Origin of the sequence: Corynebacterium afermentans subsp. afermentans (genome assembly GCF_030408355.1) — a bacterium.
GTDB classification, from domain to species: Bacteria; Actinomycetota; Actinomycetes; order Mycobacteriales; family Mycobacteriaceae; genus Corynebacterium; species Corynebacterium afermentans.
The window spans coordinates 1,226,771-1,251,848 of the sequence record NZ_CP046606.1 but is presented as its reverse complement, the minus strand read 5'-3'; the positions used below and the strand labels follow the sequence as shown (position 1 = coordinate 1,251,848).

Genomic DNA, 25,078 nt, shown 5'->3' with positions numbered 1-25,078 from the left:
GGATCGTCGGGCAGCCCGAGGAGAGACGCCAATGCAGACCGAAGCCACGCTTGAAGAGCTCGCCTCCCAGCTCGCATCGTCCCCTGTAGCGTTCGGTACCGACAATCCCCTGAACGCGGAGCTGGGTCCGGCCCTCGAGGCCGCTCTCGCCGACGCCAACACCGACGCTTTCGCTCCGGTGGGAATGATTGTGCTCGAGCAGACACCGCCAGTTATCGCGGACCTGCGCGACCTGGCGCAGGACGCCGCCGCCGAGACTGGTTTGGACACGGTTCTGGTGCGTACCCCGCAAGTGGCTGTCGGGGTCAGCGACTCTTTGACCCGCGCACAGGTGGAGCGCGGGGAACGGACGATGGTCGCTGAGCCGGACTATGTTGTCGGCGTCCACGCCTTCGCCGACGCCGCCAACACGTTCTCGGTGAACTGGCCGCTGACCGTGGCGGTCGCTGTGTTGGTGCTCGCCGCGGTTGCCACGGCAGCGGCGCTTTCCGCCCGCCACGGCGACTAGGCGTCGACAAGCCTGGGCGCTTGACCTCCTCGCTCGTAAAAGTTGACAAGCCGCCCGAAAACCCGCAGGTCAAATTCCGCGATTTCAACAGTTTGGTCAACTTTTACGAGCACGCAGCCGATGGTGTGACAAAAGTCACGTAACGCACCGAGGTCGAAGTTCGCGCTGGTGAGACGGGTGTGAATCATGTGAACAGGCTTGACTCGGGAGATTGTTTGTAACAAAAGAGATACAAGTTTGTTGCCTTGACGTATGGTTCCCGTATCGGCTCGCGGGTCGATGGTTGTCACACGCAACGCAATGGCACCGATAGGGCGCTCTAGTCAAGCGTCCGCGAAGGTTCGGGCATGTGGGGAAGCACGCCGAGTACCAGGTTCCAGGGCACCGCTGTGCCAGTCGCGATTCGCGCTGCCGCGTCAGTAGTCAACATCTAGACCGCTCGTGGAACCGCTAGTCACGGTTTTCGCATGCGCTTTGAAGCCTCGGGTTTTCTTGATCGCCCGAGCGCTGTTGAAGTGTGCGCGACGGGCGGTGTGAGGAGCACCTTCGTGGCTAATCCACAAAGGGGCACCCGGTTTGGCCGTGCGCGAAATGTGCTCGGCGCCACCGCGTGTGCCGCAACCATTTCTTTGGTGGCGGGCCTAGTCAGCCCGGCCGCCAATGGTCAGAGTTCCACCTCCGGAATGAGCGAGCTTGTGACCGTTGTGTCCCGCGCGCAGACCGACGTCGACGCGCTCAACTTGGACCTCGGCGGTCTGCAGGAGTCCGTCAACCAGTCGCTGGTGGACCTGCACGATGCGCAGGTCAAGGCCGAGCAGGCTCGCCGCGGCAAGGATGAGGCGAAGCGCCGTCTCAACGAGGCGCAGGAGCGTGTCGACGCCCTGCGCGCCGAGCTCGATGATCTGAGCCGATCGCAGTACCGTGGCTCCAGCCCGAGCGACGCGCTCGTCGCCGTCAGTGGCAAGGACACCCAGCGCGACGTGCTGGATCGCTCGCTTTTCCTTCGCCAGCGCTCGGAGGAGAAGCGGGCGAAGCTTGCTGAAGCCGAGCAGGCCCGCGCCGAGGCGGCTAATGAGGAGGCCACGCTTCGCCAGGCCAGCGAGCTTGCCGACGCTTCGGAGGCCGAGGCGAAGCAGGCCGAGGCGAGCGCGCGTGAGCTTCTCGACGCCAACCGCGCCGCCCTCGAGGCATCCGTCGCCGAACGCGACGCCGCCCAGTCCCAGCTGGATTCTGCTCAGAAGGAACTGGATCAACAGCGCCCCGCCCAGACCGATAAGGCGCAAGTGGACCAGGCCCAGACCGAAGTGGAGGCTGACGCGCCCCAGGCGCAGCCTGAAACTCCAGACACCGCCGCAGCCGAGTCCGACAACGCCATCGCTGCCGACCCGTATGCGGCAACGCTGACCGTGTCCAAGGGCGACACCACCTACGAGGTGCCGGAAGAGGTCGTGGATCTGGTTCGTCAGCGCGTGTCCAACGACGCCCCGGAGGCGCCCGAGCCCAGCCGTGAAACCGTGGTCGATGCGGTGCGCACCGTGGCGCAGACGTCGTCGGATAGCGATACTGCGGCGCTGTCGTCCACCGCCGGCCTACCGGCGCTGGACAGCGACACGATCGCGAAGGTTGGCGCTGTCGCGGCCGGTATCGCAATGGTCGGCGGCGTGGCGGCCAACCACGGCTCCTTCGACAATTCCAATGCGGATGCCGCCGAGCTGGTCACCGCTTTCGCGGACGGTCTCAACGGTGCACTCGGCACGGTCGAGCAAACTTCCGACACCACGGAAACTGCAGACTCTACGGATTCCCTCTCCGCGGTGCTGCCGGAGGTCGAGACTGCCGCTGACGTCTCCGCCAAGTCGCAGAAGTCTGTCGCCGCGGTATCGGATTCCTCCCAGGTGGAGGCTGTGATCGCGCGTGCGCAGTCCCAGATTGGCACCCCGTACGTGTGGGGCGGCGGCGACGCCAACGGCCCGACCACCGGCGTGAACGGCGGCTCGGTGTCCGGCTTCGACTGCTCCGGCTTGGTGCTCTACGCGTTTGCGGCCGCCGGCGTGGCGCTGCCGCACTACACCGGGTACCAGTACCAGCGCGGCACCCAGGTCCCGGTGAACGAGGCCCAACGCGGCGACCTGCTGTTCTGGGGGCCGGGCGGCAACCAGCACGTGGCCATCTACCTCGGCGACGGCACCATGATCGAGGCACCGCAGGCCGGCCAGAACGTCACCATTGCTCCAGTGCGTTGGTCCGGCATGGCTCCGAACGCGGTGCGCCTGCTCTAGCGGGATAAACTCGAGAGCATGGCTCTCAACGACTACGACGCACTCCTCGTCCTTTCCTTCGGCGGCCCCGAAGGGGAGGACGAGGTTATTCCTTTTCTTGAGAACGTCACTCGCGGACGCGGCATCCCGCGCGAGCGGCTGGCACAGGTCGGCGAGCACTACTTCCACTTCGGCGGCGTGAGCCCCATCAACGGGCAAAACCGCGAACTCATCGCCAACATCGAGGCTGAGCTGTCGGCGCGCGGCATCGACCTGCCCGTCTACTTCGGCAACCGCAACTGGCACCCGTTCGCCGCGGACACTGCGAAGCAGTTGCTTGACGACGGCCACAGGAACGTCCTCGTATTCGCCACCAGTGCCTGGGGCGGGTATTCAGCCTGCCGGCAGTACGACGAGGACATCCAGCAAATCCGGGAGGTCACGCCGGAGATCACCTACACCAAGCTCTGGCAGTTCTACGGGCACCCGACATTCGTCGAGCTCGTGGCAGAGGGATTGCGCGCTGCCGTGGAGAAGGCAACCGGCGACACCCGCGTGCTGTTCACCGCGCACAGCGTGCCCACCGCCGCGGACCAGAACTCCGGCGGGCCGGCAGACCAGCACCTGTACTCGAGGCAGGTTGCAGAGGCGGCGAGGCTCGTCGCAAAGCACGCCGGCGTAGATAGCTACGAGGTGGTGTGGCAGTCGCGCTCCGGCAACCCGGCGACGCCGTGGCTGGAGCCGGACGTGGTGGACCGCGCCCAGGAGCTTCAGCGCGAGGGGATGGAGCACCTCATCTGCGTGCCTATCGGTTTTATCACCGACCACATGGAGGTGGTCTGGGACCTCGACACCGAGCTGAAGCAAGCGTGCGAGGAGATGGGGGTGTCCCTGACACGCACCCCGACCGTCGGCCTCGAGCCCGCCTTCGCCGGCATGGTGGTCGATATCGCCGAGGCCGTCGGCGCGGAAGTCAAGCCTAAAACCTTGTCTTCAGTCACGGTGCAGGGCTGCACCGTTAATGGCGCGCCGTGCAAGGAAGGGTGCTGCGCGCCGGTGAAGCGGCCGGGCCGCTAGCGCGCCCACTCGCGCTGGTAGTCCACCACCGCATCGGCCACACCAGCCATGCGGGCGGAGCGCACGTGGCGCCAGAGCGCGAACAGCTGCGGGTCGAAGGAGTGGTCGTCCAGGCGGTCGGTGACCGTTTCAATCGTGGCAGCCACCCTGTCCGCCCGGGCGAAGAGTTTCGCCGCGCGCGGGGTGACACCGGCGGGAAGCCCCGGGGTGTCGTAGAAGTCCGCGAGCGTGCCCACCGCCAGCCGCGGGTTGGGCAGATCCTTTCGGGTGCCGCCGGCTGCCTCGATCAGCACGGCGGCCTGCTCTGTGGCGCGGGAGAGCAGCTGGTCCGCCTCGCCGGGAGAGAACCACTCTGGCTCCGGCAGCGGTTCCGGGTCTTCGAACCAGCGCCAATTCACCCCGCCGCCCGAGTATCTGGGCACAAGAATGTGGTGCATCCCCGCCCCGCGCACCACCAGCGCTCCGGCCTGGGTCAGCGCTTCCATCGCAGGGGAGCCGGCCTGCAGCCGCGGCGCCTGGCCCGGACCCCAGAGGACGAGTCTGATTGCGGGGCCGGGGGTGGAGAGGTCGGCGGCGGAGCGGACGTCGTGAAGCAATTGCGCCATAGGCAGGCTGCCGTACGAATGCGCACCTCCGAGATCCGTGAGCGCGTCGACGGTGTCGTCGGAGGATTCGACGTTGTAGAGCCACGCCGCCAGCCAGACGGCGGTGTTTTGCAGGGGTGAATAGACTTCGGCGCGCGTGTGCATCCGGGCCAGTGTAACGGGGCCGATACAATGCGGACGCATTATGGGAGATAGCCGGTACAGCGGAGACATTTTCAGCGGACACGCGCGGAGCAAGCGCCCGAGCTACCCGGAGATGCCGGCGGAACCCGGCATCATCGTGGAGATCGTGGGCAACGACTTCGTCGGCGCGGTGGTGGGCTTCGAGCGGACCTACGACGGCGACTTCGTGCGCTTGGAGGACCGCTACGGCACCCAGCGCCTGTTCAAGATGTTGCCCGGCGCGTTCATGGTGGAGGGCCAGCGCGTGACGCTGACCCGCTACGTGGCGCCGCGCGACGACGGGCCGAAGCGGTCCAACTCCGGCTCCCGGAAAGTAGGCAACGTCGAGGCCAAAGTGGCCATGCCGTCGCGCATCTGGGTGGAAGGCATCCACGACGCCGCGATTGTGGAGCAGGTGTGGGGCCACGACCTCCGCGTCGAAGGCGTGGTGGTGGAGTACCTGGAAGGCCTGGACAACCTGCAGGAGCGCCTTGACGAGTTCCAGCCTGGCCCTGGCCGGCGCATCGGCGTGCTGGCGGACCACCTGATCGAAGGCACGAAGGAATCCCGGCTGGTGGAGCACGTCGGCCCGCACGTGCTGGTCACGGGCCACCCATACGTTGACATCTGGGCTGCGGTGAAACCCGCGAGCGTGGGCATCCCCGCATGGCCGGAGGTGCCCTACGGCGAAGACTGGAAGACGGGCGTGTGCCGCCGCCTGGGGTGGTCGGACCCGAAGGAAGGGTGGCGGCGTGTGTCGTCGTCAGTGAGCACCTTCCGGGACCTGGATTCCACGCTCATCGGAGCGGTAGAGCGGTTGGTGGACTTCGTCACCAACCCGGAATTATCCAAAAACGATCTCTAGAACACATGTAAGGTACGTCACGTGGGACCTTTGCTTTGGTTTTTAGCTGCGGCGCTGCTGGCGCTGCTGGAATTGACTGTGGGCGAGCTGACGCTGCTCATGCTCGGCGCGGGCGCGCTGACCACCGCGCTTGTGGCGCTCGGCGGCGTGCCCATGTGGGCGGAAGTCGCTGTGTTCGCCGTCTCGTCCGCGCTGTTCTGGTTCTTCCTGCGTCCGCCGCTGCGCCGGCGCATGGAAAAGCCGCTGGTGTTGGACGATTCGCCGCGGGCGCTGGTCGGCAGCACGGCGGAGGTCGTCGAGGACATCGTGGGCGGCGAGGGCCAGGTGCGTTTCGACGGCTCCCTGTGGTCCGCCCGCGGCCTCGATCCGGCGGAAACCATCCCGGCAGGATCCCGCGTGACCGTTTACGATATTGACGGCCCCGTCGCTGTCGTGTGGAAGGAGCCCTAAATGGGAGGGTTTATCACATTCTTCGTCATCATCGCGCTGGTGGTGGCAATTCTCACCGCGTCAATCAAGCTGATCCCGCAAGGCGAAGCGGCGGTTATTGAGCGCCTCGGCCGCTACACCCGCACCGCATCCGGCGGGCTGACGTTCCTCGTGCCCTACATCGACCGGGTGCGCGAGCGCGTGGACACTCGTGAGCGCGTGGTGTCCTTTCCGCCGCAGGCCGTGATCACGCAGGACAACCTGACCGTGGCGATCGACACGGTGGTCACGTTCCAGATCAACGACCCGGCCAAGGCAATCTATGGCGTGGACAACTACCTGGTCGGTGTGGAGCAGATTTCTGTGGCCACGCTCCGCGATGTTGTCGGCGGCATGACACTTGAAGAGACGCTGACCTCGCGCGAGACCATCAACCGCCGGTTGCGTGGCGAGCTGGACGCGGCCACTGCGAAGTGGGGCCTGCGCATTAGCCGTGTGGAGCTCAAGGCGATTGATCCGCCGCCGTCCATCCAGCAGTCCATGGAGATGCAGATGAAGGCGGACCGTGAGAAGCGCGCCATGATTCTCACCGCGGAAGGTAAGCGCGAGTCCGACATCAAGACCGCAGAAGGTGAGAAGCAGGCCCGCATCCTCTCCGCGGAGGGCGAGAAGCACGCCGCGATTCTCAACGCGGAGGCGGAGCGCCAGGCGATGATGCTGCGCGCCGAGGGTGAGCGCGCCGCCAAGTACCTGGCTGCGCAGGGTGAGGCCCGCGCGATCCAGAAGGTCAACGCTGCGATCAAGTCTTCCGGCGTCACTCCGGAGCTTTTGGCGTACCAGTACCTGGAGCAGCTGCCGAAGATCGCCAACAACGACGCGGCGACGATGTGGATGATCCCGTCCCAGTTCGGCGACTCGCTGCAGCAGTTCGCCCGCGCGTTCGCCGACAAGGACGACGACGGCGTGTTCCGCTACGAGGCGGAGACGCCCACCGATCAGGACCGCGAACTCGCGGAGTCCGGCAACACCGACCGCTGGTTCGACACCTCCACCGACCCGGAGCTGGCAAAGGCGCTCGCCGAGGCACGTGCTGTGGCCAACAAGCACGTGGACGACCCGGATCCGACCCAGGATTCAGCGCAGGATTCGATCAAACCGGAATCCAGCGGCGCCACCCGCCGCGAGATCACCACGGGCGAGCCGCAGCAGACCGGTTTTGAGCAGACCTTCCAGCCGGAGGCGCAGTCCGACCCGGTCTCGCGCCCTGTTACTCGCCCTGACCAGCAGCCCGAGTAATCAAATTCAGCGCTAGCTGCCACCCGGCCTGCTCCGCGGGCCACCCGGCCGCCTGCAACCGCTGGCTCATCGCCTGTTTGGAGATGCCCAGGGTTGCGGCGGCCTCATTTTGGTTCATGCCGCGTCGCACCAGCGACGTCGCCTCGCGACCCTCGTAGGTGCGCTTGTGCAGCACGTGCGACATCAGGGCGAAGGTCGCCGCGATGTCCGCGGCTTCAGTCGTCGCATTTTGCCTATCGACGATCACCCGCACCTGCCCCGCTCTCGTCCCGACTGCAGTAGTCGCCGTGGCAGAAGCGTCGCGGGTGGAGCCTGCGCCGTCGGCGATGCCGAGCCCGATGGCCCAGTTGCCGTCTGAAAGCAGAGCCATGATCAGGTTGAGCGCAGCCTCCGCGTCCGCGACCTGCGAGCGGATGTCCTCCACCCCGAGCACCTCGAAGCCTGCGACACCGGGCAGGGAGCTCAGCGCCTCGGCGGAGCGCTCCACCACGGTGGCGCGGGCCTTCTCGCGGCCCCGGTACCTCGCATGCACGGCAATCATGGGCCGTAGCGTACTCCGGTCTACCCTTGGGGCTTGACTCCGACACGTCCCGAGCGGGTTGGCATGCGAGCGTCCAGCACCAGCCCCGCGACGCCGAGGACGGCGAGCACCGCCATGATGGCCACGAACACCGGGTCCGCATCGCCCGTGAGCGTGTCGCCGAACAGGGTGACCAGGATCGTGCCGGGCGCAGACCCCACCAGGGTTGCGAGTGCGAACGGGGCGATGGGCACCCGGGTCAGCGCCGCGGCGTAGTTCATGATGGAAAACGGCACCGCCGCGATCATGCGCAGGCTCAAGATGGCCAACCAACCACGTTGTTCAAGCCGCCGGTTGATGTTCTCCACAGCCGGGTGCGTCAGGCGCGGCTCCACCCAGTCCCTCAGTAGCGTCCGGACGATGAGGAGCGAAATGACTGCGCTGACCGTCGTGGCCGTCAGCGCGATGAGTATTCCGCGGGCGGTGCCGAAAAGGATGCCGGCGGAGACAGTCATCAGCGTCCTGGGGATGGGGAACTGGGTGATCAGTACGTACAGCAGCCAGAACAGGACAGGGAACCAGACACCGGTCTCATCGGACCAGGTGCGGAGCGTCGACAGCGGAGGGACGTCGAGAAGCATCCATGCTGCGATGAACAACGCGCCGGCCGCAACGACGAGTGCGATCCGGTTCCGGGGTGCCTTCCGCAAACGATTCACTACGCCATCATCCACCGGCCGGTAGCCTGGCACCAACTCGAGGAAGGGCGCCCCATGAACAAAACACCCCGTCGCAACGTATGCGAGCGGGGTGATGGGTCTGTGCCCGGAGGGGGACTTGAACCCCCACGTCCGTTAATAGGACACTAGCACCTCAAGCTAGCGCGTCTGCCATTCCGCCACCCGGGCTTAGGGTGTTTTTCAGCCTCTCGGCTGGGCACTCGCATAACTATAGGGCGGGGCGATTGAACCGCCAAATCGCCAGTACAACCCTGAAAATTTGCTAGGTTTTCCAGAATGATGCCCCCCACCGCGCAGAATGAAGACGTACAGCTGGTTCGTCCCGCCCGCGCCACCTGCGGACGATCCGAACCGTCTCCACCCGGCGCGCTGGAGTAGTGGAAACCGCGTGGTCAGGGACATGGTCGGCGCATATCCGGGTGTGTTGGCACTGCACATTGTCAGCTACCTTCTCGGCACCGGAATCGCCGCGTTTGTCCCGGTGGTGGTGGGCATGATCGTGGACGGCCTGGTGGGCGAGAGCACGTTCAACGCGTGGCGGCTTATCGCGGTGCTGGTCGGCATTTTCATCCTCCAGTTCATCGGCGAGGCCACTGGCGACGGCTTGGCCGCAGCCTCGGTGCGCCGCGTCACCCACAACGCGCAGCAACACCTGTCCTCGGGCGTGCTGCGCCGCGGGGGCGGGGGCGATGAGCCCTGGCACGGTGCTCAACACCATCGACGCCGACGCGAACACTATTGGCCGCTACCGCGAGCTGCTGTCGTTTCCGCTGATGGCCATCGGCTACGCCGCGGGCGCAATTGTGGCGATGTGGACGGTTAGTCCGTGGGTCTCGCTCGCCATTCCCGTAAGCGCGCTTGTCATCGCGTTGTTTGCGGCGTGGACTGCCGGTCCGGTGACACGGGTGTCGCTCAAGCGGCGTGCGGCGGAGGCTGACGTGGCGAGCTTGGCCACGGATGCTTCGCAGGGCCTGCGCACTGTCAAGGGCCTGGGGGCGGGCGGGACCGTCGCTCACCGCTTTCATACGGAGACGGCCAAGGCGAAGCGCCTCATGCTCACCCATCTGCGCGTAGAGGTGTGACTGGGTTTTGCCCGGTTATGCGTGGCGTGGTTGTGCAACCTGGGCATCGTGGGGCTGGCCGCATGGATGACGCTGCGCGGCGAGATCACCCCGGGCCAGTTGACGTCCGTGGCGCTTCTGGTGCCGCCTGCGTTGAAAATGGCGGGCTTCGCGTTCGGCGACTTAGCCAGCGGGTGGGGCAGGGCGGTGGCCAGCGGCCGACGCATCGAGCAGTTGCACCACGCGGGCGACGACACCGCGGGGCCTGAGCCGACAGACACCCCGGTCCCAGGTGCGGGACTGTGGATCCTCGAGCCGGCGGAGCGCTCCTTCGTCACAGCCGTTGCGTGGGCGCAGCGCGCCGATGCGCTGTTCCCGCCGCACACCGTCAACGTGTTCGAGGGCACCATTGCGGACAATGAGAATCCGCGCGGGGACGTGTCGGAGGACGTGGTGAAGCAAGCGCTCGCGGCCGCCCACTGCCAGGACATCCTCCGCAGGCTCGGCGGCGTCAACGAAGTAGGCGAGTTGCCGAACGCGCCGCTGGGCGAGGCCGGCCTGAACCTCTCCGGCGGACAGCGGCAGCGCGTCGCGCTAGCTCGGGCGCTCGCCGCCGACCCTGAGGTGTTGATCTTGGACGATCCGACCACGGGGCTCGATTCCGTGACCCAGGCGGATGTCGTGGAAGCCGTAGCGGTGCTCAGGACGGACAAAACGACCGTGGTGATCACCGGAAACTCGGCGTGGCAGCACGCCGGAACCGCATTGGAGGTGGCGTAGATGCAGCGCGAGTACGAACGCACTGACGCGGTCGCCCCCGCGAGCGTGAAGGAAACCTTCGCGTACCTCTCGGCACTGCCGAACGCGCTGGACAGGCGTTGGTGGACGGGGCTTTTGATCATCCAGGCGCTCACCGTCGTCTTCTACACCACACAGTCGAACCTTTTCGGCCGCAGCGTCGACCCGCTTACCGGCGGTGAGGTTCCGCTGCTGGGCACCGGCACCCGCGCGTTCGTGTGGACCGTAGGTCTCGCGTTGGCCTGCATGCTCGTCGAGATGTTCTTGCGCGCCCTGGGCAACTACGTGGTGGGCCTCAAAGTTGCCCGCGCGTCCATCGATCTGCGCCGTCGCTGCCTCGACGCGATCCTGCGCGCACCTGTGCCGCGGGTGATGGAGCTCGGCACCGGCAACGTGATCACGCGCATGACCAAGGACATCGACGACGTCGTCCAAACCATCACCGCCATCGGCTCGCGCGTGCTCACCATCGTGTTCGTCTTTCCGATCACGTTTATCGGGCTTTTGCTTATCGACGTCCGCTTCGCCGGGATCCTGCTATTGATCTGCGTCTGCACCTACCCGGTCGCCCGCGCGGTGGTCCGCGCGATCCCGGCTGCCTCCAACGCCGTGAGCGTGGCGGAGGCGCGTCGCAACGCGGTGTTGCTGGACACCGTCCGGGGCCTGCCCACGCTGCGCGCCTTCGATTTGGAGCGCTGGGCACTGGCCCGGATGCGGCGGACCTCGTGGGGCGCGGTGGAAGCGGAGATGGACCGTGCGCCCTGGTTCATCCGGCTCATGGGCATCGGACAGGTCGCTTTCGCCGCGTGGGTGCTGCTCACCCTCGGTGTGGGTGCCTGGCTCGCCTCCACCGGCGCTGTCACCCCGGGCCAGGCGAGTGCAGCGGTGTTCATGGTGATCCGCGCCGAAGTCATGGTGTTCAACGCTCTGTTCTTCGTCGGGGAGCTGCAGAGTGCGGCCACCGCCGTGGGCCGCGCGGTGAGCCTGGCCAAGCTCGCGGACGGCCGCGTCGCCACAGTCGTACCGGAGGACCTGACCAAGCCCGTGGATGTGGCAGTCGACCACGTCTCCTTCGCGTACCCGGGTGGCGCCAATGTGCTTGAGGATCTCTCCGTCACACTCGCGGCGGGAACTACTACCGCGCTGGTGGGGACCTCGGGCGCTGGCAAGTCCACCCTCACCGCGCTTATCGCGGGACTTGTGGAGCCCACGGCTGGCAGCATCAGGGTGGGAGGGGTGGACACCTCGCAGGTCAGCGACACGTGGACCGCGAAGAACGTCACTCTGCTCACCCAGGACGTCCACCTGTTCGCCGGCTCCCTGCGCGAGGACCTCTCGATGGCAGCACAGGGTGCGACCGACACGGACCTATTGCGGGCGTTGGCAACCGTCGGGCTCGACCCCGATGGCACCCAGTTCGCGCGCCTGTTCCCGAAAGGGCTGGACACCGCCGTCGGCGCGGGAGCAGAGGAGATCCCGCCGGAGGTGGAGCAGCAGCTCGCGCTCGCGCGTGTCGCACTGTCAAGCCCGAAGGTGCTCATCCTGGACGAGGCCACGGCAGAAGCTGGCAGCGACGCCACGAACACACTGGAAGAGGCGGCCGCACACATCGCGAAGGGCACCACGGCGTTGGTGGTGGCGCACCGCCTGGACCAAGCAGCGGCCGCGGACCGAATATTGGTCATGGACGCCGGACGCATCATCGAGGACGGCACCCACGCCCAGCTCATGGCAGCCGGCGGGAGATACGCGCAACTTTTCGCCGCGTGGAGTGGCGGGTGTCACTAGCTCTCCGGTAGGAATGGGGACATGACTGCCAACTATGTATCCGACCGTTTCCCCGGCCCCGACCCGTACGCGCCGCTGACGGACGTGCCGTCCTTCGACATCGTCTCCGAGGACATCGTCGACGGCGAGCGTCTTGCCGACGCACTAGCCGGCGACAACGCGACCAGCCCGCAGCTGTCCTGGTCCGGCGCCCCGGAGGGCACCAAGACCTTCGCGGTGACCTGTTTCGACCCGGACGCACCGACTGCGTCAGGTTTCTGGCACTGGTCCGCTTTCAACATCCCCGCGGACGTCACCGAGCTGCCCGCCGGAGCAGGTGCGAAGGAGGGGCTCGGCGTCGGTGCAGTGGTGCTCACCGGCGACAGCGGCGTTAAGGGCTACTACGGCGCCAATCCGCCGGCAGGCCACGGCCCGCACCGGTATCTCTTCGCCGTGCACGCGGTGGACACGGAGTTGCCCGCGGACGAGATTGCCAACCCCACCCAGCTCGGCTTCAACCTGAACTTCCATTCGCTCGGCCGCGCCATCATCTGGGGCTGGTACGAAAACCAGTAAGATTCGCCGAATGGTTCCAGTGCAACTTCGCGTCGGCGGCGCGTTTTTGGGCATCGCACTCGTGTTAGTGCTCTACGCCGTGCTGGCGCTGCTCCGAGGCGACGCCACGTTCCCGATTACCCCGCAGGTGCTCTCCGTCATCGCTGCAGTGGCCATCGTCGGCGCCTTCGCCACCTACAACACCAAGCAGGAAGGCTCACGCACCCAGGTGGGCGCGCTACTCGCGGCCGTGGTGCTCATCGGGCTCGGTTTCATCGCGCCCGACACCGAACTCATGGCCACCACGCCGTTCTGGCTGATCGGCTGGGCGCTCGCCGCCGGACTCTGCGCGGTGGTGCTGCGCCGCAGCGCAGCCGGTCACGCTTAAAGCGCTTTCCACTCTAGCCCGCTGCCCACGGCCTGCTCGATCGAGTCCAGGCCGTGGGCTTTAATCTGCGCGGCGATCCCGCGGTGGATGCCGCGGATCCAGCCGAGCCCGCCGTAGATGAACGGGGTGTAGCCCTGTAGCAGGCTCGCGCCCGCGGCGATGCGCTCCCACGCCTGCTCCGGTGTGGAGATGCCGCCAACGCTGACCAGCACCAGCTTGTCGCCCACGCGCTCGTTGAGGCGCTTGAGCACCTCGAGCGAACGCTTCTCCAACGGGGCACCGCTGATCCCGCCCGCGCCCATCTTCTCCACCCTGGAGGCGGGGGTGTTCAGCCCGTCGCGGGAGATGGTGGTGTTGGTGGCCACGATGCCGGCAAGGTCCAGCTCCACGGCGAGGTCAGCCACGGCGTCGATGTCTTCGTCGGAAAGATCCGGGGCGATCTTCACCAGCACCGGGGTGGTGGTGGACTTCTTTACCACCTCCAAGATCGGGCGCAGCTCCTTAACCGCCTGCAGGTCGCGCAGACCGGGCGTGTTGGGGGAGGAGACGTTGACCACCAGGTAATCCGCCAGCCCGCCGAGCAGCGTCGCGGTGGCGCGGTAATCCGCCACGGCGTCTTCGGACGTCTTGTTCTTGCCGATGTTGATGCCCACCACGTCGCGGGAGCGCCGCGCGCGGAGGTTGTCGGCGACCATGAGCGCGCCCTTGTTGTTGAAGCCCATGCGGTTCAAAATCGCTTTGTCTTCTGGCAAGCGGAACAAGCGCGGTGTGGGGTTGCCCGGCTGGGACTTCGGGGTCACGGTGCCCATCTCGGCGTAGCCGAAGCCGACCGCGCCCCAAGCGTCGATCGCCTCGGCGTTCTTATCGAAGCCGGCCGCCAGGCCCAACGGGGCGGGGAAGTCCACGCCGAAAACGGTCTGGCGCAGCACCGGGTCGTGCACGCGCACGGCCTTTTCCATCACTCGGTTGACCGGGGTGGCCAGGTGCAGCGTCTGTAGTGCGCCGCTGATGATGCCGTGGATGCGCTCCGGCGGCAACAGGAACATGAGCTTGAGTGCGCGGTCGTAGAGCGTCATGGGTGGTATCTCCTATTTGCTCTCTGTCTGGTCGGCGGGGGAGACGATCTGGATGCCGTCGCCGGATGCGGAGGCGGCGACCACGGTGCCGTCGTCAAGCGTAATGATGCTCTGGGCATCGGCGACGGTGGCGAAGTGCTTGCGTTTCACCGGAACGCCTTGGGAGATGTCGTAACCGGTGGCCGTGTTGCTGGCAAGCGAGCTGACCCACGCGAGGCGCTGCGCTGGGTCCCACGCGGCGTCCCAGGGAGCCTCCGGCACCGGTGCGGATTGCTGGAGGCGGATGATGTCGTCGGTGGTGTAGACGTGGATCTGGTTGCCGTTGGAGTCCGCGGCCAGCACCAGGCCGTGCTCGCCGCCGCGCACCTTGCTCACGCCTAGGCCCACGCGCAGGGTGCCGCCTTGGCGCGAGCCGTTCCAGTCGATGTCCTGAATGGTGGTGTCGAAGCGGTTGGTGCGCACCACGGAGTCGCGCTGGCCGTCCACTTGCACCGCCTCAAGCTGGTCGGTCTCGCGCGCGACATCGATGGTGTCCTTCAGCTCGTCGCCGTCGAAGACCCACACCTTGCGCTCAGTGTCGCTGCCTGCGAGCACCTCGCCTGTCGACGCCACCGTGGCCACCGTGACCGGCTTCTCCGTGGCAATAGTCTCCTCCCGGTCGCCGAAAAGCTTGATCTCGCCTGCGCAGGCAAGCGCGAAGGTGCCGGCGTTGGCAGAAGCCTCTCCGCAGGAGGCATCCAGCTCGTGGCGGGCGGCCTTGCCCTGCTGGATCTCTTCCAGCGTGCCGATGGTCAGCGCGTTGTCCGTGCGAACGCCGATGCGGCCGTTCGTCTCGTCCACATCGCTTACAGGCTCGAAGCCGACCACGGTGCCCGCCGGGCCCGAAGATTGCGGGGATTGCACAGGCTCGGCGCTGCCCATGTTCGCAGCGGCTTCACCGCCAGCTTCCTCGATCTTGGCCGAAGGGGACGCGCCGCAGGCGCTCAAGGCCAAGGCTGCCGCGACGGCACCGGAAACTGCGGCAAAGCGGAGGCGGGAACTGGGGGCAAACAAACGAGCATTCACAAGGTCAAAGCCTAGCAACGCGCCCGTCGCGTACCGCGATGGCTAAGCGGGCGGGGTAGTGTCTTTCGCCATGACTGATCCCGCCACCACAATGTCCTGGGTCCAGGTGATCGTCCTGTCCATCGTCCAGGGCCTCACCGAGTTTCTGCCAGTATCTTCCTCGGGCCACCTGCGCATCGTCTCCCAGCTGTTTTGGGGCGAAGACGCCGGCGCCAGCTTCACCGCCGTGATCCAGCTGGGCACTGAGCTGGCTGTGCTGGTGTTTTTTGCCAAAGACATCTGGCGCATCCTCACCGCCTGGTTCGCTGGCCTGGCGGACAAGTCCAAGAGGAATTTCGACTACCGCATGGGATGGATGGTCATCGCCGGCACCATCCCGGTCGGCATCGCTGGCGTGCTGCTCAAAGACGTAATCCGCGAGAACTTCCGCAACCTGTGGATCACCGCCACCGTGCTGATCCTGTTCTCGTTGGTATTCATCCTGGCCGAGCGCCGCGGCAAGAAAACCCGCGGGTTCGAGGACCTGACCATGAAGGACGCGGTTGTGATGGGTCTGTGGCAGTGCCTGGCGCTCATCCCGGGTGTGTCGCGTTCCGGCGGCACCATCTCCGGTGGCCTCTTCCTCAACCTCGACCGCGAGGTTGCCACCCGCTTTTCCTTCCTGCTGGCCATCCCCGCCGTGCTGGCTTCCGGACTGTTTTCCCTGCCGGACGCCTTCGACCCTCAGGCGGGTCAGGCGGCGAGCGGCCTGCAGCTGCTCGTCGGCTCCGGCATCGGCTTCGTGGTCGGCTACATCTCGATCGCGTGGCTGCTGAAGTTCGTGTCCAACCACTCGTTCGCGTGGTTCGCCGCCTACCGCATTCCGCTGGGCCTTCTTGTCATGGCTCTGCTCGGCACTGGCGTGATGGGCGCGTAGTTGTAGGGTTGTGCGCATGCATGCTTGGCCCGACCCGTCCGTACCCGCAGTCGCCGGCACCCCGGTGGCCCTGAAGCTCTACGACACAGCCGATCAGCGCGTCAAGGAAGTAGACACCACCCCGGACGCGAACGGGGAGGTGGGGATGTACGTCTGCGGCATCACGCCGTACGACTCCACCCACCTCGGCCACGCCGCAACCTACCTCACTTTCGATCTGGCGCAGCGTCAACTCATGGCCAACGGCCACAAGGTCCACTACGTGCAAAACATCACCGACGTGGACGATCCGCTGTTCGAGCGCGCTGAACGCGACGGTGTGGACTGGCGCGAACTCGGCACCAGCCAGATCGACCTGTTCCGCAGCGACATGGAGATCCTGTCCGTGATCCCGCCGCGCGACTACATCGGCGCGATGGAGTCAGTCGACGAGGTGATCGCGATGGTCCAGCAGCTTCTCGACGCCGGCGCCGCCTACGAGCTCGACCACGGCGACATCTACGCCTCCATCGAGGCCACCAAGCAGTTCGGCTACGAGTCCAACCTGGACCGCGCGACTATGGAGGAGTACTTCGCTGAACGTGGCGGCGACCCCGACCGCGAAGGCAAGCGCGACCCGTTGGACGCGCTGGTATGGCGCGGCCACCGCGAGGGCGAGCCCGCCTGGGATTCGCCGTTCGGGCCGGGCCGGCCGGGCTGGCACGTGGAGTGCTCCGCGATTGCGACCAACCGTCTGGGCGGGCACTTCTCCATCCAGGGCGGCGGATCCGACCTGGCGTTTCCGCACCACGAATTCTCCGCGGCGCACGCCGAGGCGGCGCTGGAGGTGGACCGCATGGCGGGCCACTACGTCCACGCCGGCATGATCGCGCTCGACGGGGTGAAGATGTCCAAGTCCCTGGGCAACCTCGTGTTCGTGCACAAGCTCTCGGAGGCGGGCCACGACCCGTCGGCGATCCGCCTGGCCGTCTTTTCGGGGCACTACCGCGAGGACCGGGACTTCTCCGACGCGATCCTCGCCGAGGCAGAGGAGCGACTTGCGCGTTGGCGCGAGCAGCTCTCGGAGGAGGTCAGTGCGGCGGAGGCAACGGAAGTCGTCGATAAGCTTCGCGCGATTCTCGCCGACGATCTCAACACCCCGGAGGCACTTTCGCTTCTCGACGGCGCGGCCGGCGACTGCAACCAGATCATCGCCACCGCCCTCGACGGGCTGCTCGGCGTGCGCATTTAGCTCGCCTCGCGCACAATGGGCGCATGAGCGCAGCTGCGGACAACTCGATTCGGGCCCAGTTTCAGCCCGAGGTAGACGAATTCATCGACGACCTAACCACCTTCGCCACCGGCTCCTACCTCCAGGATGAGGACAAAGACCTGTGGGAAGAACCCTTCGACCCGGCAGTGCTGCCGGATCTGAAAAAGCTCCTGGAGGCGTTCCTGGACGCACTCGACTTGCTCGGCGACGACCCTGAGGGCGACGCGCTGGTCAAGGTCGTTGCGCCGTTCTACGACAACCTCGGGGAGTTCAACGAGAAGCACGCCAACGCGGTGCTCGAGCCGGAGGAGAAGGCCGACATCGAGACCCTGGTGTTCCGTGCAGCAGCCGCCACCGGTGCCACGGACGAGGCTCTCAACGAGCTGCCGGAACTTGAGTAGCCCGGCCGCCGTCCTGTGGGACATGGACGGCACACTCATCGACACGGAACCGCTGTGGGGCACGGCCACCTACGAGCTCGGCGAACTACTGGGACGCCCGCTCACCCCCGAGGTGCGCGCAAAGACCATCGGCGGCAGCTTCCCCAACACCTTGAACGTGGTGGCCGAGTGGGCGGGCTACGAGCTTCGAGACGGCGACCTGGAGCGCTACCGCACCTGGATGTTCGACCGTATGCGCGAGCTGTTCGCCACCGGCATCGAGCTCAACCCCGGCATCGGAGGAGTGCTCGAGTCGCTCGCGCGGCGGGGCACGCCGATGTTCGTGTGCACAAACACGGAGCGGGTGCTGGCTGATCCGTGCATCGACGCGATCGGTCGCGACTTGTTTGCAGGCACCATCACCGGCGACGAAGTGGCACACGCGAAACCGGCGCCGGACATGTACCTCGAGGCCGCCCGGCGCGTGGGCGCGGCGCCGGGGGAGTGTCTCGTGGTGGAGGACTCCTGGCACGGCATGTCCGCCGCAGCCGCCGCCAAATGTGCGGTGCTGGGCCTAGCCGATGATGTTCCTGCCGGTGTGCTGAAGTTCGCCCCGGACAACTTCGTCGGCTCGGGCGCGAGTGACGTGGACGATTGGTTTTCTGCAGCTCGACAGGCATAAAACGGGGGTACGCAGCGCCCGTCGAGAAGCTTCTTGCTACGTATAGTGGCGCTCATGAGCACTCGTACTGAAGAAGACCTCCTCGGCACCGCCGAGGTCCCCGCAGACGTTTACTACGGCATCCACGCCCAGCGCGCCAGGGACAATTTCCAGATCTCCGGGAGCACCGTCAACGACGTGCCGGAGTTCATTCGCGGCATGGTGCAGGTGAAGAAAGCCACCGCGATGGCTAACCGCCGCCTGCACGCCCTGCCGAAGGACAAATCCGAGGCAATCATGGCGGCCTGCGACAAGATCCTGGACGAGGGCGTGTGCATGGACCAGTTCCCGATCGACGTTTTCCAGGGCGGCGCGGGCACGTCACTGAATATGAACACCAACGAAGTGGTGGCCAACCTCGCGCTCGAGTTGATCGGCCGCGATAAGGGCGACTATTCGGTGATCAACCCGAACGACGACGTCAACATGTCGCAGTCCACTAACGACGCGTACCCGACCGGTTTCCGCCTCGGCGTGTACTACGCGGTGCAGGGGCTGTTGGAGGAGCTCGAGGAGCTGCAGAAGGCTCTGCGTGCGAAGGGCGACGAGTTCGCCGACATCATCAAGATGGGCCGCACCCAGCTGCAAGACGCCGTCCCGATGACACTGGGTCAGGAATTCACCGCTTTCGGCGCCAACCTCGCCGAGGAGCAGCGCACCATCAGCGGCGCAGCCGACTCGCTGCTGGAGGTCAACCTGGGCGCGACCGCCATCGGCACCGGCATCAACACCCCGAGCGGCTACCGTGACCAGGTGGTCTCCGCGCTGCGCGAGGTCACCGGTCTGGACATCCAGGCGTCGCCGGACCTGATCGAGGCGACCTCCGACACCGGCGGTTACGTGATGATGCACAGCGCTATCAAGCGCGCAGCGATGAAGCTGTCGAAGATCTGCAACGACCTGCGCCTGCTGTCGTCCGGCCCGCGCGCCGGTCTGAACGAAATCAACCTGCCGGAGAGGCAGGCGGGTTCGTCGATCATGCCGGCGAAGGTCAACCCGGTGATCCCCGAAGTGGTCAACCAGGTCTGCTTCAAGGTCTTCGGCAACGACGTGACCATCTCCATGGCCTCCGAGGCGGGGCAGCTCCAGCTCAACGTGATGGAGCCAGTCATCGGTCAATCCCTGTTCGAGTCCATCCGCCTGCTCGCCAATGCAGCGAAGACCCTGCGCGAGAAGTGCGTCACCGGCATCACTGCCAACCAGGATGTGTGCGAGGCGTACGTGACCAACTCCATCGGGATTATCACCTACCTCAACCCGGTGATCGGCCACCACAACGGCGACCTCATCGGCCGCGAGGCAGCGGAAACCGGCAAGAGTGTCTACGACCTCGTACTGGAGAAGGGCCTCATCGAGGAAGAGGACCTGAAGAAGCTGCTGAGCAAGGAAAACCTCATGCACCCCGAGTACCGGGGCAAGCTCTACGTCGACGACGAGCCGAGCTTGGAAGGGTAGCCGAGCCGCGTAGCCAACATCACATCGGCTGCATTTCCGTTTCGGGCTCCTCCGGACAGATAATGGGATGACCTAATAACTGTCTGAAGGAGCCCGTCGTGTTACTTGCCGTCCACATCATCATCCTCCTCGGAGCGATTGTGGTGGGAGCGCGGATGGGATCTATCGCCATCGGCTTCGCCGGCGGGCTCGGCGTGCTGCTGCTGGGCGCCACCGGGATGCCAGTCAGCGCGGAGGCTATCCCGTTCGATGTCATCGGCATCATCATGTGCGTTATCGCCGCTATCTCCGCGATGCAGCTCGCCGGCGGCATGGACTACCTGGTGGATTTGGCAGAGCGTTTCCTGCGCCGCAACCCGAAGCGCATCACGGTCTACGCCCCAATTGTCACGTGGCTGATGACGGTGCTCGCCGGCACCGGCCACACCGCCTTTTCCACCATGCCCGTCATCGTGGAGGTGGCCAAGGAAGGCAAGGTGCGGCCCTCGCGTCCGCTGTCGGCGGCCGTGATCGCCTCGCAGATGGCTATCGTCGCCTCGCCGATTTCCGCCGCGGTGGTGTTCATGGCCTCGGCGCTCGAGCCGCTCGGCGTGGGCTACCTCCAGCTGCTGGCGGTGATGATCCCCGCGACGTTCTTGGCAATTTTCCCCATGGCCTGGATCGCCAACACATCGGGCGCGGATCTCGAGGATGATCCGGTCTACCGCAAGCGGGTGTCCGAAGGCCTCGTTGCGCAGCCGGCATCGCGCGAGCACTACGTCCCGCCCCAGGGAGCAAAGGCTTCGGTGGGCATCTTCCTCGCCGCAATTGTGGTTGTGATGGTCTACGCCACGCTGATCTCTGATCAGGTGGGGCTCATTGCCAACCCGACCATCCCGCGCAACGAGGCGATCATGGCCATCATGCTCGGAGCCGCGGCAACCATCGTCCTGGTCACCCGCACGACGGCAGCGGAGATCCTGAACACGCAGGTATTCCGTTCCGGCATGTCCGCCTGCGTGTGCGTGCTCGGTGTGGCCTGGCTGGGCACGACGTTTATCAACTACTACATCGAGGACATCCAAAACATCGCCGGCGACGTGCTCACCGCACAGCCGTGGCTGCTCGCGGTCGTGCTCTTTGTCGCCGCATCGCTGCTGTACTCCCAGGCGGCGACGGCGAAGGCGCTCATTCCGGCGGCGCTTGCGATTGGGGTGAGCCCGCTGACTGCGCTGGCCGCCTTCCCCGCAGTCTCGGCGCTGTTCGTGCTGCCGACGTACCCGACGTTGCTCGCCGCGGTGGAGATGGACGACACCGGCTCCACCCGCATCGGTAAATACGTGTTTAACCACCCGTTCCTTGTTCCGGGTGTGGTGTGCATCTTTGTCAGCGTAATTCTGGGTTATGCCATTGGTGCCGTTGTAGTGTGAGGTGCATGACTGCACAACCGTTGACTGACGTCGAAATTGCTCAGGCCCACACACTCGCTCCGATTGCGGAGATCGCTGAGAAGGCTGGGGTGTCCGACGATGCGCTGATCCCGTACGGCAAGCACATGGCCAAGGTGGACATCACCCAGAGCCCGGGGAACGCCCCCGGCAAGCTCGTCGTGGTCACCGGTGTTTCGCCAACCCCTGCGGGCGAGGGCAAGTCCACTACGCTGATCGGTCTGACGGACGCGCTGGCGAAGCTGGGCAAGAACGCCATGGTGGCCCTGCGTGAGCCGTCGCTCGGCCCCGTGATGGGCATCAAGGGCGGCGCCGCCGGCGGCGGTTACTCCCAGGTGGTCCCGATGGAACAGATCAACCTGCACTTCACCGGCGATTTCCACGCGATCACCAGTGCCAACAACACGCTGGCCGCGCTCATTGACAACCACATCCACCAGGGCAATGCGCTGGGCATCGATCCGCGCCGTGTGACCTGGCAGCGCTGTGTGGATGTCAACGACCGCGCGCTGCGCAACGTCGTCACCGGCCTGGGCGGGCCGGCCCACGGCGTGCCGGCGGAGACCGGCTTCACCATCACCGCCGCCTCCGAGATCATGGCGATTCTGGGTCTGGCCACGGACCTGGAGGATCTGAAGCAGCGCCTGGCCAACATCACCATCGGGCTGACCTACGATAAGAAGCCGATCACAGCCGGCGACCTCGGTGCCCAGGGCGCGATGGCCGCGCTGCTCAAGGATGCGGTCAACCCGAACCTGGTGCAGACTCTCGGCGGGACGCCGGCGTTCATCCACGGCGGCCCGTTTGCCAACATCGCCCACGGCTGCAACACCCTGATCGCCACCCGCACCGCCCAGCAGTACGCGGACATCGTGCTCACGGAGGCCGGCTTCGGCTCCGACCTGGGCGCGGAGAAGTTCTTCGACATTAAGGCGCGCTACGGGGACCTCGATGTCGCCGGTGCCGTCATTGTGGCCACGATCCGCTCCATCAAATACAACGCGGGCGTGGCCAAGGCGGACCTGTCGGCGGAGAACGTCGGCGCTCTGGAGGAAGGAATTGTCAACCTTGAGCGCCACGTGGAAAACGTTCGCAAGTTCGGTGTGACCCCTGTGGTTGCGCTCAACCGCTTCGCCACGGATTCCGAGGCCGAGCTCGAATTCCTGAAGAACTGGGCGCAGGCCAAGGACATCGCGCTGGCTGAGGCGGATGTGTGGGCGAAGGGCGGCGACGGCGCGCTCGAGCTTGCGCAGACCCTGCTGGACAACCTCACCGAGGGCACTTCGCACCCGCTCTACGACCCCGCCGAAGGTGTGGAGGCGTCCATCGAGACCATCGCGAAGGAGATCTACCGCGCCGCCGATGTGCAGTACTCCGCCGCAGCGCGGAAGGACCTGCAGACCCTCAAGGACAACGGCTTTGACAACCTGCCGGTGTGCATCTCCAAGACGCAGTACTCCTTCTCGGACGACCCGACACAGCTCGGCGCACCGGAGGGCCACACGCTGCACGTGCGCAACATCGTTCCGCGCACCGGCGCCGGTTTCGTGCTCGTGCTCACCGGCGACGTGATGACCATGCCGGGCCTGCCCAAGCAGCCGGCCGCCAACAACATCGATGTCGACGCCGACGGCGTGGTTTCCGGCCTGTTCTAGGCCTCAGTCCCATCCCCGGGCGCGGCGCCGTCGCTAAGCGCCTCCGCCCGCGACCCCGGCCACCCGGGGTATTCAGGGGGAGTGCCGCCGAAGACCGGGCACAGGTGCTGGAAGGCGCACCATCCGCACAGCTTAGACTGCTGCGGGCGGAACGTGCCGGCCTTGCCGTCGGCCTCGATCTTGAACCACAGCTCCGCTAGGTCTCGTTCGAAGTACTCCAGTTCCTCGCGTGACGGGGCGAGGATCATCGAGTCCATCACCTTCAGATACATCAGCTTCAGCTGCGTGGGCACCACCCCGAACATGCGCCAGTACACCAGCGCGTAGAAGCGCATCTGGAACTGCGCGTCCTGGGAGTAGCGGGGCAGCGGTTTTTTGCCGGTTTTGTAGTCGACCACGCGCACCTCGCCGGTGGGAGCAATGTCCACACGGTCGATGAACCCGCGCACCGGTACCCCGTTGGGCAGCGTGAAGTCCACCGGCAACTCTTGGGCTTGCGCGTCGAAACCCAAGGGGTTTTCCATGGTGAAGTAGCCGCGCAGCAACGTGCGGGCGTCGACAAGCAACTGGTACTCGTCCGCGACCGGCTCGGCGCAAGCGGGGTCGGCTTCGCGCATCTTCTCCCAGTTCGGCTTGAGCCGTTTGACCGCCGCCGGGTACGTGCGTTCCTCGCGGGGCCAGGCGAACATTTCTTCCAGCACGGCGTGCACCAGTGTGCCTTTGACCTGCGCCTCCGTGGACGGTTCCGGGATCTTGTCAATGGCGCGCAGCCTGTACTGCAGCGGGCAGCGTTTGTAGTCGGAGGCGCGCGACGGTGAGATGGCAATTGGGCGTGGGGGAGTGCTGGCATCAGACATGGTGCCCAACATCATAGAGTGGAGCCATGACACAGCCGTTCATCGATTTCATCGCCCAAAGCCCCTCCGCGTTCCATGCGAGCGCGGCCGTCGCCGAAAGGCTTCAGGCCGCGGGGTTTACACGGAGCATTTCGCTTGACGACGGCGCACACGCCCCCGGCGGCCACCTCATTGAGCGCGACGGCGCTGTGGTCGCCTGGTGGGTGCCCGAAAAAGCCCGCCCACGGTTCAGGGTGGTCGGCTCCCACACAGATTCGCCGGGACTGATGGCCAAGCCGGACCCTGACGTGGTGCGCGAGGGCTTCCACCAGGCTGCGGTGGAGGTCTACGGCGGGCCGATTCTGGCCAGCTGGTTCGACCGCGACCTGATGTTTGCGGGCCGTGTGGTCACCGCGGACCGCACCGAGCACCTGGTCAACACCGGCCCGGTCGCGCGAGTGCCCAACCTGGCCATCCACCTCTACCGCGGCGACATGCCGGAGATCGACCGCCAGGTGCACACCCAGCCAATCCTGGGCGTGGACCGACCGCTGCTGGAGCTAGCGGCAAAGTCTGCGGGGCTTAACGCCGAGGACATTGTGGCACACGAGCTGATCACCGCGGACGCGCAGCGCGGCGAGGTTTTAGGCGACCTGCTGGCCGCCGGCCGCCTGGACAACCTGACCAGCGTGTGGGCGTCCCTTGAGGCAATGCTCGCAGCCAAAGACGACGCCGAGGACATCCTGGTGCTGGCCGCCTTCAACCACGAGGAGGTCGGTTCCGCATCCACCGCGGGCGCCGGCGGGCCGCTGCTGGAGCGGGTGCTGGCCAAGGTTGCGGCAGGCTTCGGCGACCCGGCCGAGATCATCGCGGATTCCATCCAGATCTCCGCCGACGCGGCCCACGCCGTGCACCCGAACTACCCGGGCAAGCACGACCCCACCCACCACCCGCTGGTGAACAAGGGCCCGGTGCTCAAGATCAACGCGAACCAGCGCTACGCCTCCAACGCCGCCACGGAGACGGAGTGGATCCTGGCCTGCCGCGCGGCGGGCGTGCCGCACCAAACGTTCGTGGGTAACAACGCCGTGCCGTGCGGATCCACCATCGGCCCGATTTCGGCGACGCGCTTGGGCCTTCCCACGGTGGACGTCGGCGTGCCGCTTTTGTCCATGCACTCCGCTCGAGAGCTGTGCGGTGTGGACGATATGGACTACTTCGTGCGCGCGCTGACGGCTTTTTATGCGGCGGCGCAGTAAGGCATAC

27 protein-coding genes and 1 tRNA gene are annotated in these 25,078 nt (G+C 66.0%); 20 read left to right on the top strand and 8 right to left on the bottom strand.

The window, feature by feature from the left end; translation table 11 throughout:
- Positions 1–31 precede the first annotated feature (31 nt).
- Positions 32–508: an Rv1476 family membrane protein gene (locus CAFEA_RS05965; protein WP_063936722.1), complete on the top strand. Its 477-nt coding sequence runs from the start codon at positions 32–34 to the stop codon at positions 506–508.
- On the opposite strand, the gene CAFEA_RS05960 is transcribed toward CAFEA_RS05965, so the two are convergent.
- Positions 505–798: a hypothetical protein gene (locus tag CAFEA_RS05960; RefSeq protein ID WP_143313146.1), complete on the bottom strand. Its 294-nt coding sequence runs from the start codon at positions 796–798 to the stop codon at positions 505–507. The two genes, CAFEA_RS05965 and CAFEA_RS05960, sit on opposite strands and share 4 nt — an antisense overlap.
- 258 nt (positions 799–1,056) lie before the next feature.
- On the opposite strand from CAFEA_RS05960, the gene CAFEA_RS05955 reads away from it, so the two are divergent.
- Complete coding sequence (locus tag CAFEA_RS05955; protein ID WP_063936720.1) at positions 1,057–2,787, top strand: DIP1281 family NlpC/P60 protein; 1,731 nt, start codon at positions 1,057–1,059, stop codon at positions 2,785–2,787.
- An 18-nt stretch (positions 2,788–2,805) separates the two neighbouring features.
- Positions 2,806–3,843 carry a ferrochelatase gene (locus CAFEA_RS05950; RefSeq protein ID WP_063936719.1) on the top strand — a complete coding sequence of 346 codons (1,038 nt, stop codon included), beginning with the start codon at positions 2,806–2,808 and terminating at the stop codon, positions 3,841–3,843.
- Here the strand turns inward: CAFEA_RS05950 and CAFEA_RS05945 are convergent.
- Entirely contained in the window at positions 3,840–4,592 is a 753-nt protein-coding gene (locus CAFEA_RS05945) for an Rv1486c family protein (RefSeq protein WP_063936718.1), read from the bottom strand. The genes CAFEA_RS05950 and CAFEA_RS05945 overlap by 4 nt on opposite strands.
- 40 nt (positions 4,593–4,632) lie before the next feature.
- On the opposite strand from CAFEA_RS05945, the gene CAFEA_RS05940 reads away from it, so the two are divergent.
- The 3 genes from CAFEA_RS05940 to CAFEA_RS05930 are packed head-to-tail and all read left to right on the top strand — an operon-like array spanning position 4,633 to position 7,200.
- Positions 4,633–5,475 (top strand): DUF3097 domain-containing protein, encoded by an 843-nt coding sequence (locus tag CAFEA_RS05940; RefSeq protein ID WP_063936717.1) that lies wholly within the window; start codon positions 4,633–4,635, stop codon positions 5,473–5,475.
- Between the two features lie 21 nt (positions 5,476–5,496).
- Positions 5,497–5,925, top strand: a complete 429-nt coding sequence (locus tag CAFEA_RS05935; RefSeq protein WP_034998970.1) for an NfeD family protein — start codon at positions 5,497–5,499, stop codon at positions 5,923–5,925.
- Complete coding sequence (locus tag CAFEA_RS05930; RefSeq protein ID WP_082855591.1) at positions 5,926–7,200, top strand: SPFH domain-containing protein; 1,275 nt, start codon at positions 5,926–5,928, stop codon at positions 7,198–7,200.
- Here CAFEA_RS05930 and CAFEA_RS05925 read toward each other — a convergent pair.
- The 3 genes from CAFEA_RS05925 to CAFEA_RS05915 form a co-directional block, all read right to left on the bottom strand.
- Positions 7,172–7,741: a hypothetical protein gene (locus tag CAFEA_RS05925; protein ID WP_034998972.1), complete on the bottom strand. Its 570-nt coding sequence runs from the start codon at positions 7,739–7,741 to the stop codon at positions 7,172–7,174. The genes CAFEA_RS05930 and CAFEA_RS05925 overlap by 29 nt on opposite strands.
- 20 nt (positions 7,742–7,761) lie before the next feature.
- Positions 7,762–8,361: a TVP38/TMEM64 family protein gene (locus CAFEA_RS05920; RefSeq protein WP_082855609.1), complete on the bottom strand. Its 600-nt coding sequence runs from the start codon at positions 8,359–8,361 to the stop codon at positions 7,762–7,764.
- A 181-nt stretch (positions 8,362–8,542) separates the two neighbouring features.
- A tRNA-Leu gene (locus CAFEA_RS05915) sits at positions 8,543–8,628 on the bottom strand.
- A 130-nt stretch (positions 8,629–8,758) separates the two neighbouring features.
- On the opposite strand from CAFEA_RS05915, the gene CAFEA_RS11310 reads away from it, so the two are divergent.
- The 6 genes from CAFEA_RS11310 to CAFEA_RS05895 are packed head-to-tail and all read left to right on the top strand — an operon-like array spanning position 8,759 to position 13,029.
- A complete protein-coding gene (locus CAFEA_RS11310) occupies positions 8,759–9,283 on the top strand; it encodes a 6TM ABC transporter family protein (RefSeq protein WP_350308263.1) in 525 nt (174 codons plus the stop codon).
- Positions 9,165–9,542, top strand: coding sequence for an ABC transporter transmembrane domain-containing protein (locus CAFEA_RS11305; RefSeq protein ID WP_350308262.1), 378 nt, complete (start codon positions 9,165–9,167; stop codon positions 9,540–9,542). Before CAFEA_RS11310 ends, CAFEA_RS11305 begins: the two co-directional genes overlap by 119 nt.
- A 21-nt stretch (positions 9,543–9,563) precedes the next feature.
- Positions 9,564–10,301 carry an ATP-binding cassette domain-containing protein gene (locus CAFEA_RS11300; protein ID WP_350308259.1) on the top strand — a complete coding sequence of 246 codons (738 nt, stop codon included), beginning with the start codon at positions 9,564–9,566 and terminating at the stop codon, positions 10,299–10,301.
- A complete protein-coding gene (locus tag CAFEA_RS05905) occupies positions 10,302–12,107 on the top strand; it encodes an ABC transporter ATP-binding protein (RefSeq protein WP_063936716.1) in 1,806 nt (601 codons plus the stop codon). It abuts the gene before it with no gap.
- Between the two features lie 21 nt (positions 12,108–12,128).
- Positions 12,129–12,662 carry a YbhB/YbcL family Raf kinase inhibitor-like protein gene (locus CAFEA_RS05900; RefSeq protein WP_063936715.1) on the top strand — a complete coding sequence of 178 codons (534 nt, stop codon included), beginning with the start codon at positions 12,129–12,131 and terminating at the stop codon, positions 12,660–12,662.
- Between the two features lie 10 nt (positions 12,663–12,672).
- Positions 12,673–13,029: a hypothetical protein gene (locus CAFEA_RS05895; protein WP_063936714.1), complete on the top strand. Its 357-nt coding sequence runs from the start codon at positions 12,673–12,675 to the stop codon at positions 13,027–13,029.
- Here the strand turns inward: CAFEA_RS05895 and CAFEA_RS05890 are convergent.
- Both CAFEA_RS05890 and CAFEA_RS05885 read right to left on the bottom strand, forming a co-directional pair.
- Positions 13,026–14,105, bottom strand: a complete 1,080-nt coding sequence (locus tag CAFEA_RS05890) for a quinone-dependent dihydroorotate dehydrogenase (protein WP_034998985.1) — start codon at positions 14,103–14,105, stop codon at positions 13,026–13,028. The two genes, CAFEA_RS05895 and CAFEA_RS05890, sit on opposite strands and share 4 nt — an antisense overlap.
- A 12-nt stretch (positions 14,106–14,117) precedes the next feature.
- On the bottom strand, positions 14,118–15,170 hold the full coding sequence (locus CAFEA_RS05885) for a YncE family protein (protein WP_063936905.1): 1,053 nt from the start codon (positions 15,168–15,170) through the stop codon (positions 14,118–14,120).
- A gap of 70 nt (positions 15,171–15,240) precedes the next feature.
- On the opposite strand from CAFEA_RS05885, the gene CAFEA_RS05880 reads away from it, so the two are divergent.
- The 7 genes from CAFEA_RS05880 to CAFEA_RS05850 all read left to right on the top strand — a co-directional run bounded on the left by CAFEA_RS05880 (position 15,241) and on the right by CAFEA_RS05850 (position 22,976).
- Positions 15,241–16,086, top strand: coding sequence for an undecaprenyl-diphosphate phosphatase (locus CAFEA_RS05880; RefSeq protein ID WP_063936904.1), 846 nt, complete (start codon positions 15,241–15,243; stop codon positions 16,084–16,086).
- A 16-nt stretch (positions 16,087–16,102) separates the two neighbouring features.
- Positions 16,103–17,317 carry a cysteine--1-D-myo-inosityl 2-amino-2-deoxy-alpha-D-glucopyranoside ligase gene (gene mshC / locus CAFEA_RS05875; protein ID WP_063936713.1) on the top strand — a complete coding sequence of 405 codons (1,215 nt, stop codon included), beginning with the start codon at positions 16,103–16,105 and terminating at the stop codon, positions 17,315–17,317.
- 23 nt (positions 17,318–17,340) lie between these two features.
- Positions 17,341–17,739 (top strand): hypothetical protein, encoded by a 399-nt coding sequence (locus tag CAFEA_RS05870; protein WP_063936712.1) that lies wholly within the window; start codon positions 17,341–17,343, stop codon positions 17,737–17,739.
- Positions 17,732–18,400, top strand: a complete 669-nt coding sequence (locus CAFEA_RS05865) for an HAD family hydrolase (protein WP_286131491.1) — start codon at positions 17,732–17,734, stop codon at positions 18,398–18,400. The genes CAFEA_RS05870 and CAFEA_RS05865 overlap by 8 nt, the downstream gene beginning before the upstream one ends.
- A 54-nt stretch (positions 18,401–18,454) precedes the next feature.
- On the top strand, positions 18,455–19,894 hold the full coding sequence (gene aspA, locus CAFEA_RS05860) for an aspartate ammonia-lyase (protein ID WP_063936903.1): 1,440 nt from the start codon (positions 18,455–18,457) through the stop codon (positions 19,892–19,894).
- A 98-nt stretch (positions 19,895–19,992) separates the two neighbouring features.
- Positions 19,993–21,303: an anaerobic C4-dicarboxylate transporter gene (locus tag CAFEA_RS05855; protein WP_063936710.1), complete on the top strand. Its 1,311-nt coding sequence runs from the start codon at positions 19,993–19,995 to the stop codon at positions 21,301–21,303.
- A gap of 5 nt (positions 21,304–21,308) precedes the next feature.
- Positions 21,309–22,976: a formate--tetrahydrofolate ligase gene (locus CAFEA_RS05850; protein ID WP_063936709.1), complete on the top strand. Its 1,668-nt coding sequence runs from the start codon at positions 21,309–21,311 to the stop codon at positions 22,974–22,976.
- Here CAFEA_RS05850 and CAFEA_RS05845 read toward each other — a convergent pair.
- Complete coding sequence (locus CAFEA_RS05845) at positions 22,973–23,833, bottom strand: RecB family exonuclease (protein ID WP_063936902.1); 861 nt, start codon at positions 23,831–23,833, stop codon at positions 22,973–22,975. The two genes, CAFEA_RS05850 and CAFEA_RS05845, sit on opposite strands and share 4 nt — an antisense overlap.
- Before the next feature lie 26 nt (positions 23,834–23,859).
- On the opposite strand from CAFEA_RS05845, the gene CAFEA_RS05840 reads away from it, so the two are divergent.
- Positions 23,860–25,071, top strand: a complete 1,212-nt coding sequence (locus tag CAFEA_RS05840) for a M18 family aminopeptidase (protein ID WP_063936708.1) — start codon at positions 23,860–23,862, stop codon at positions 25,069–25,071.
- The last annotated feature ends 7 nt before the right edge of the window (positions 25,072–25,078 follow it).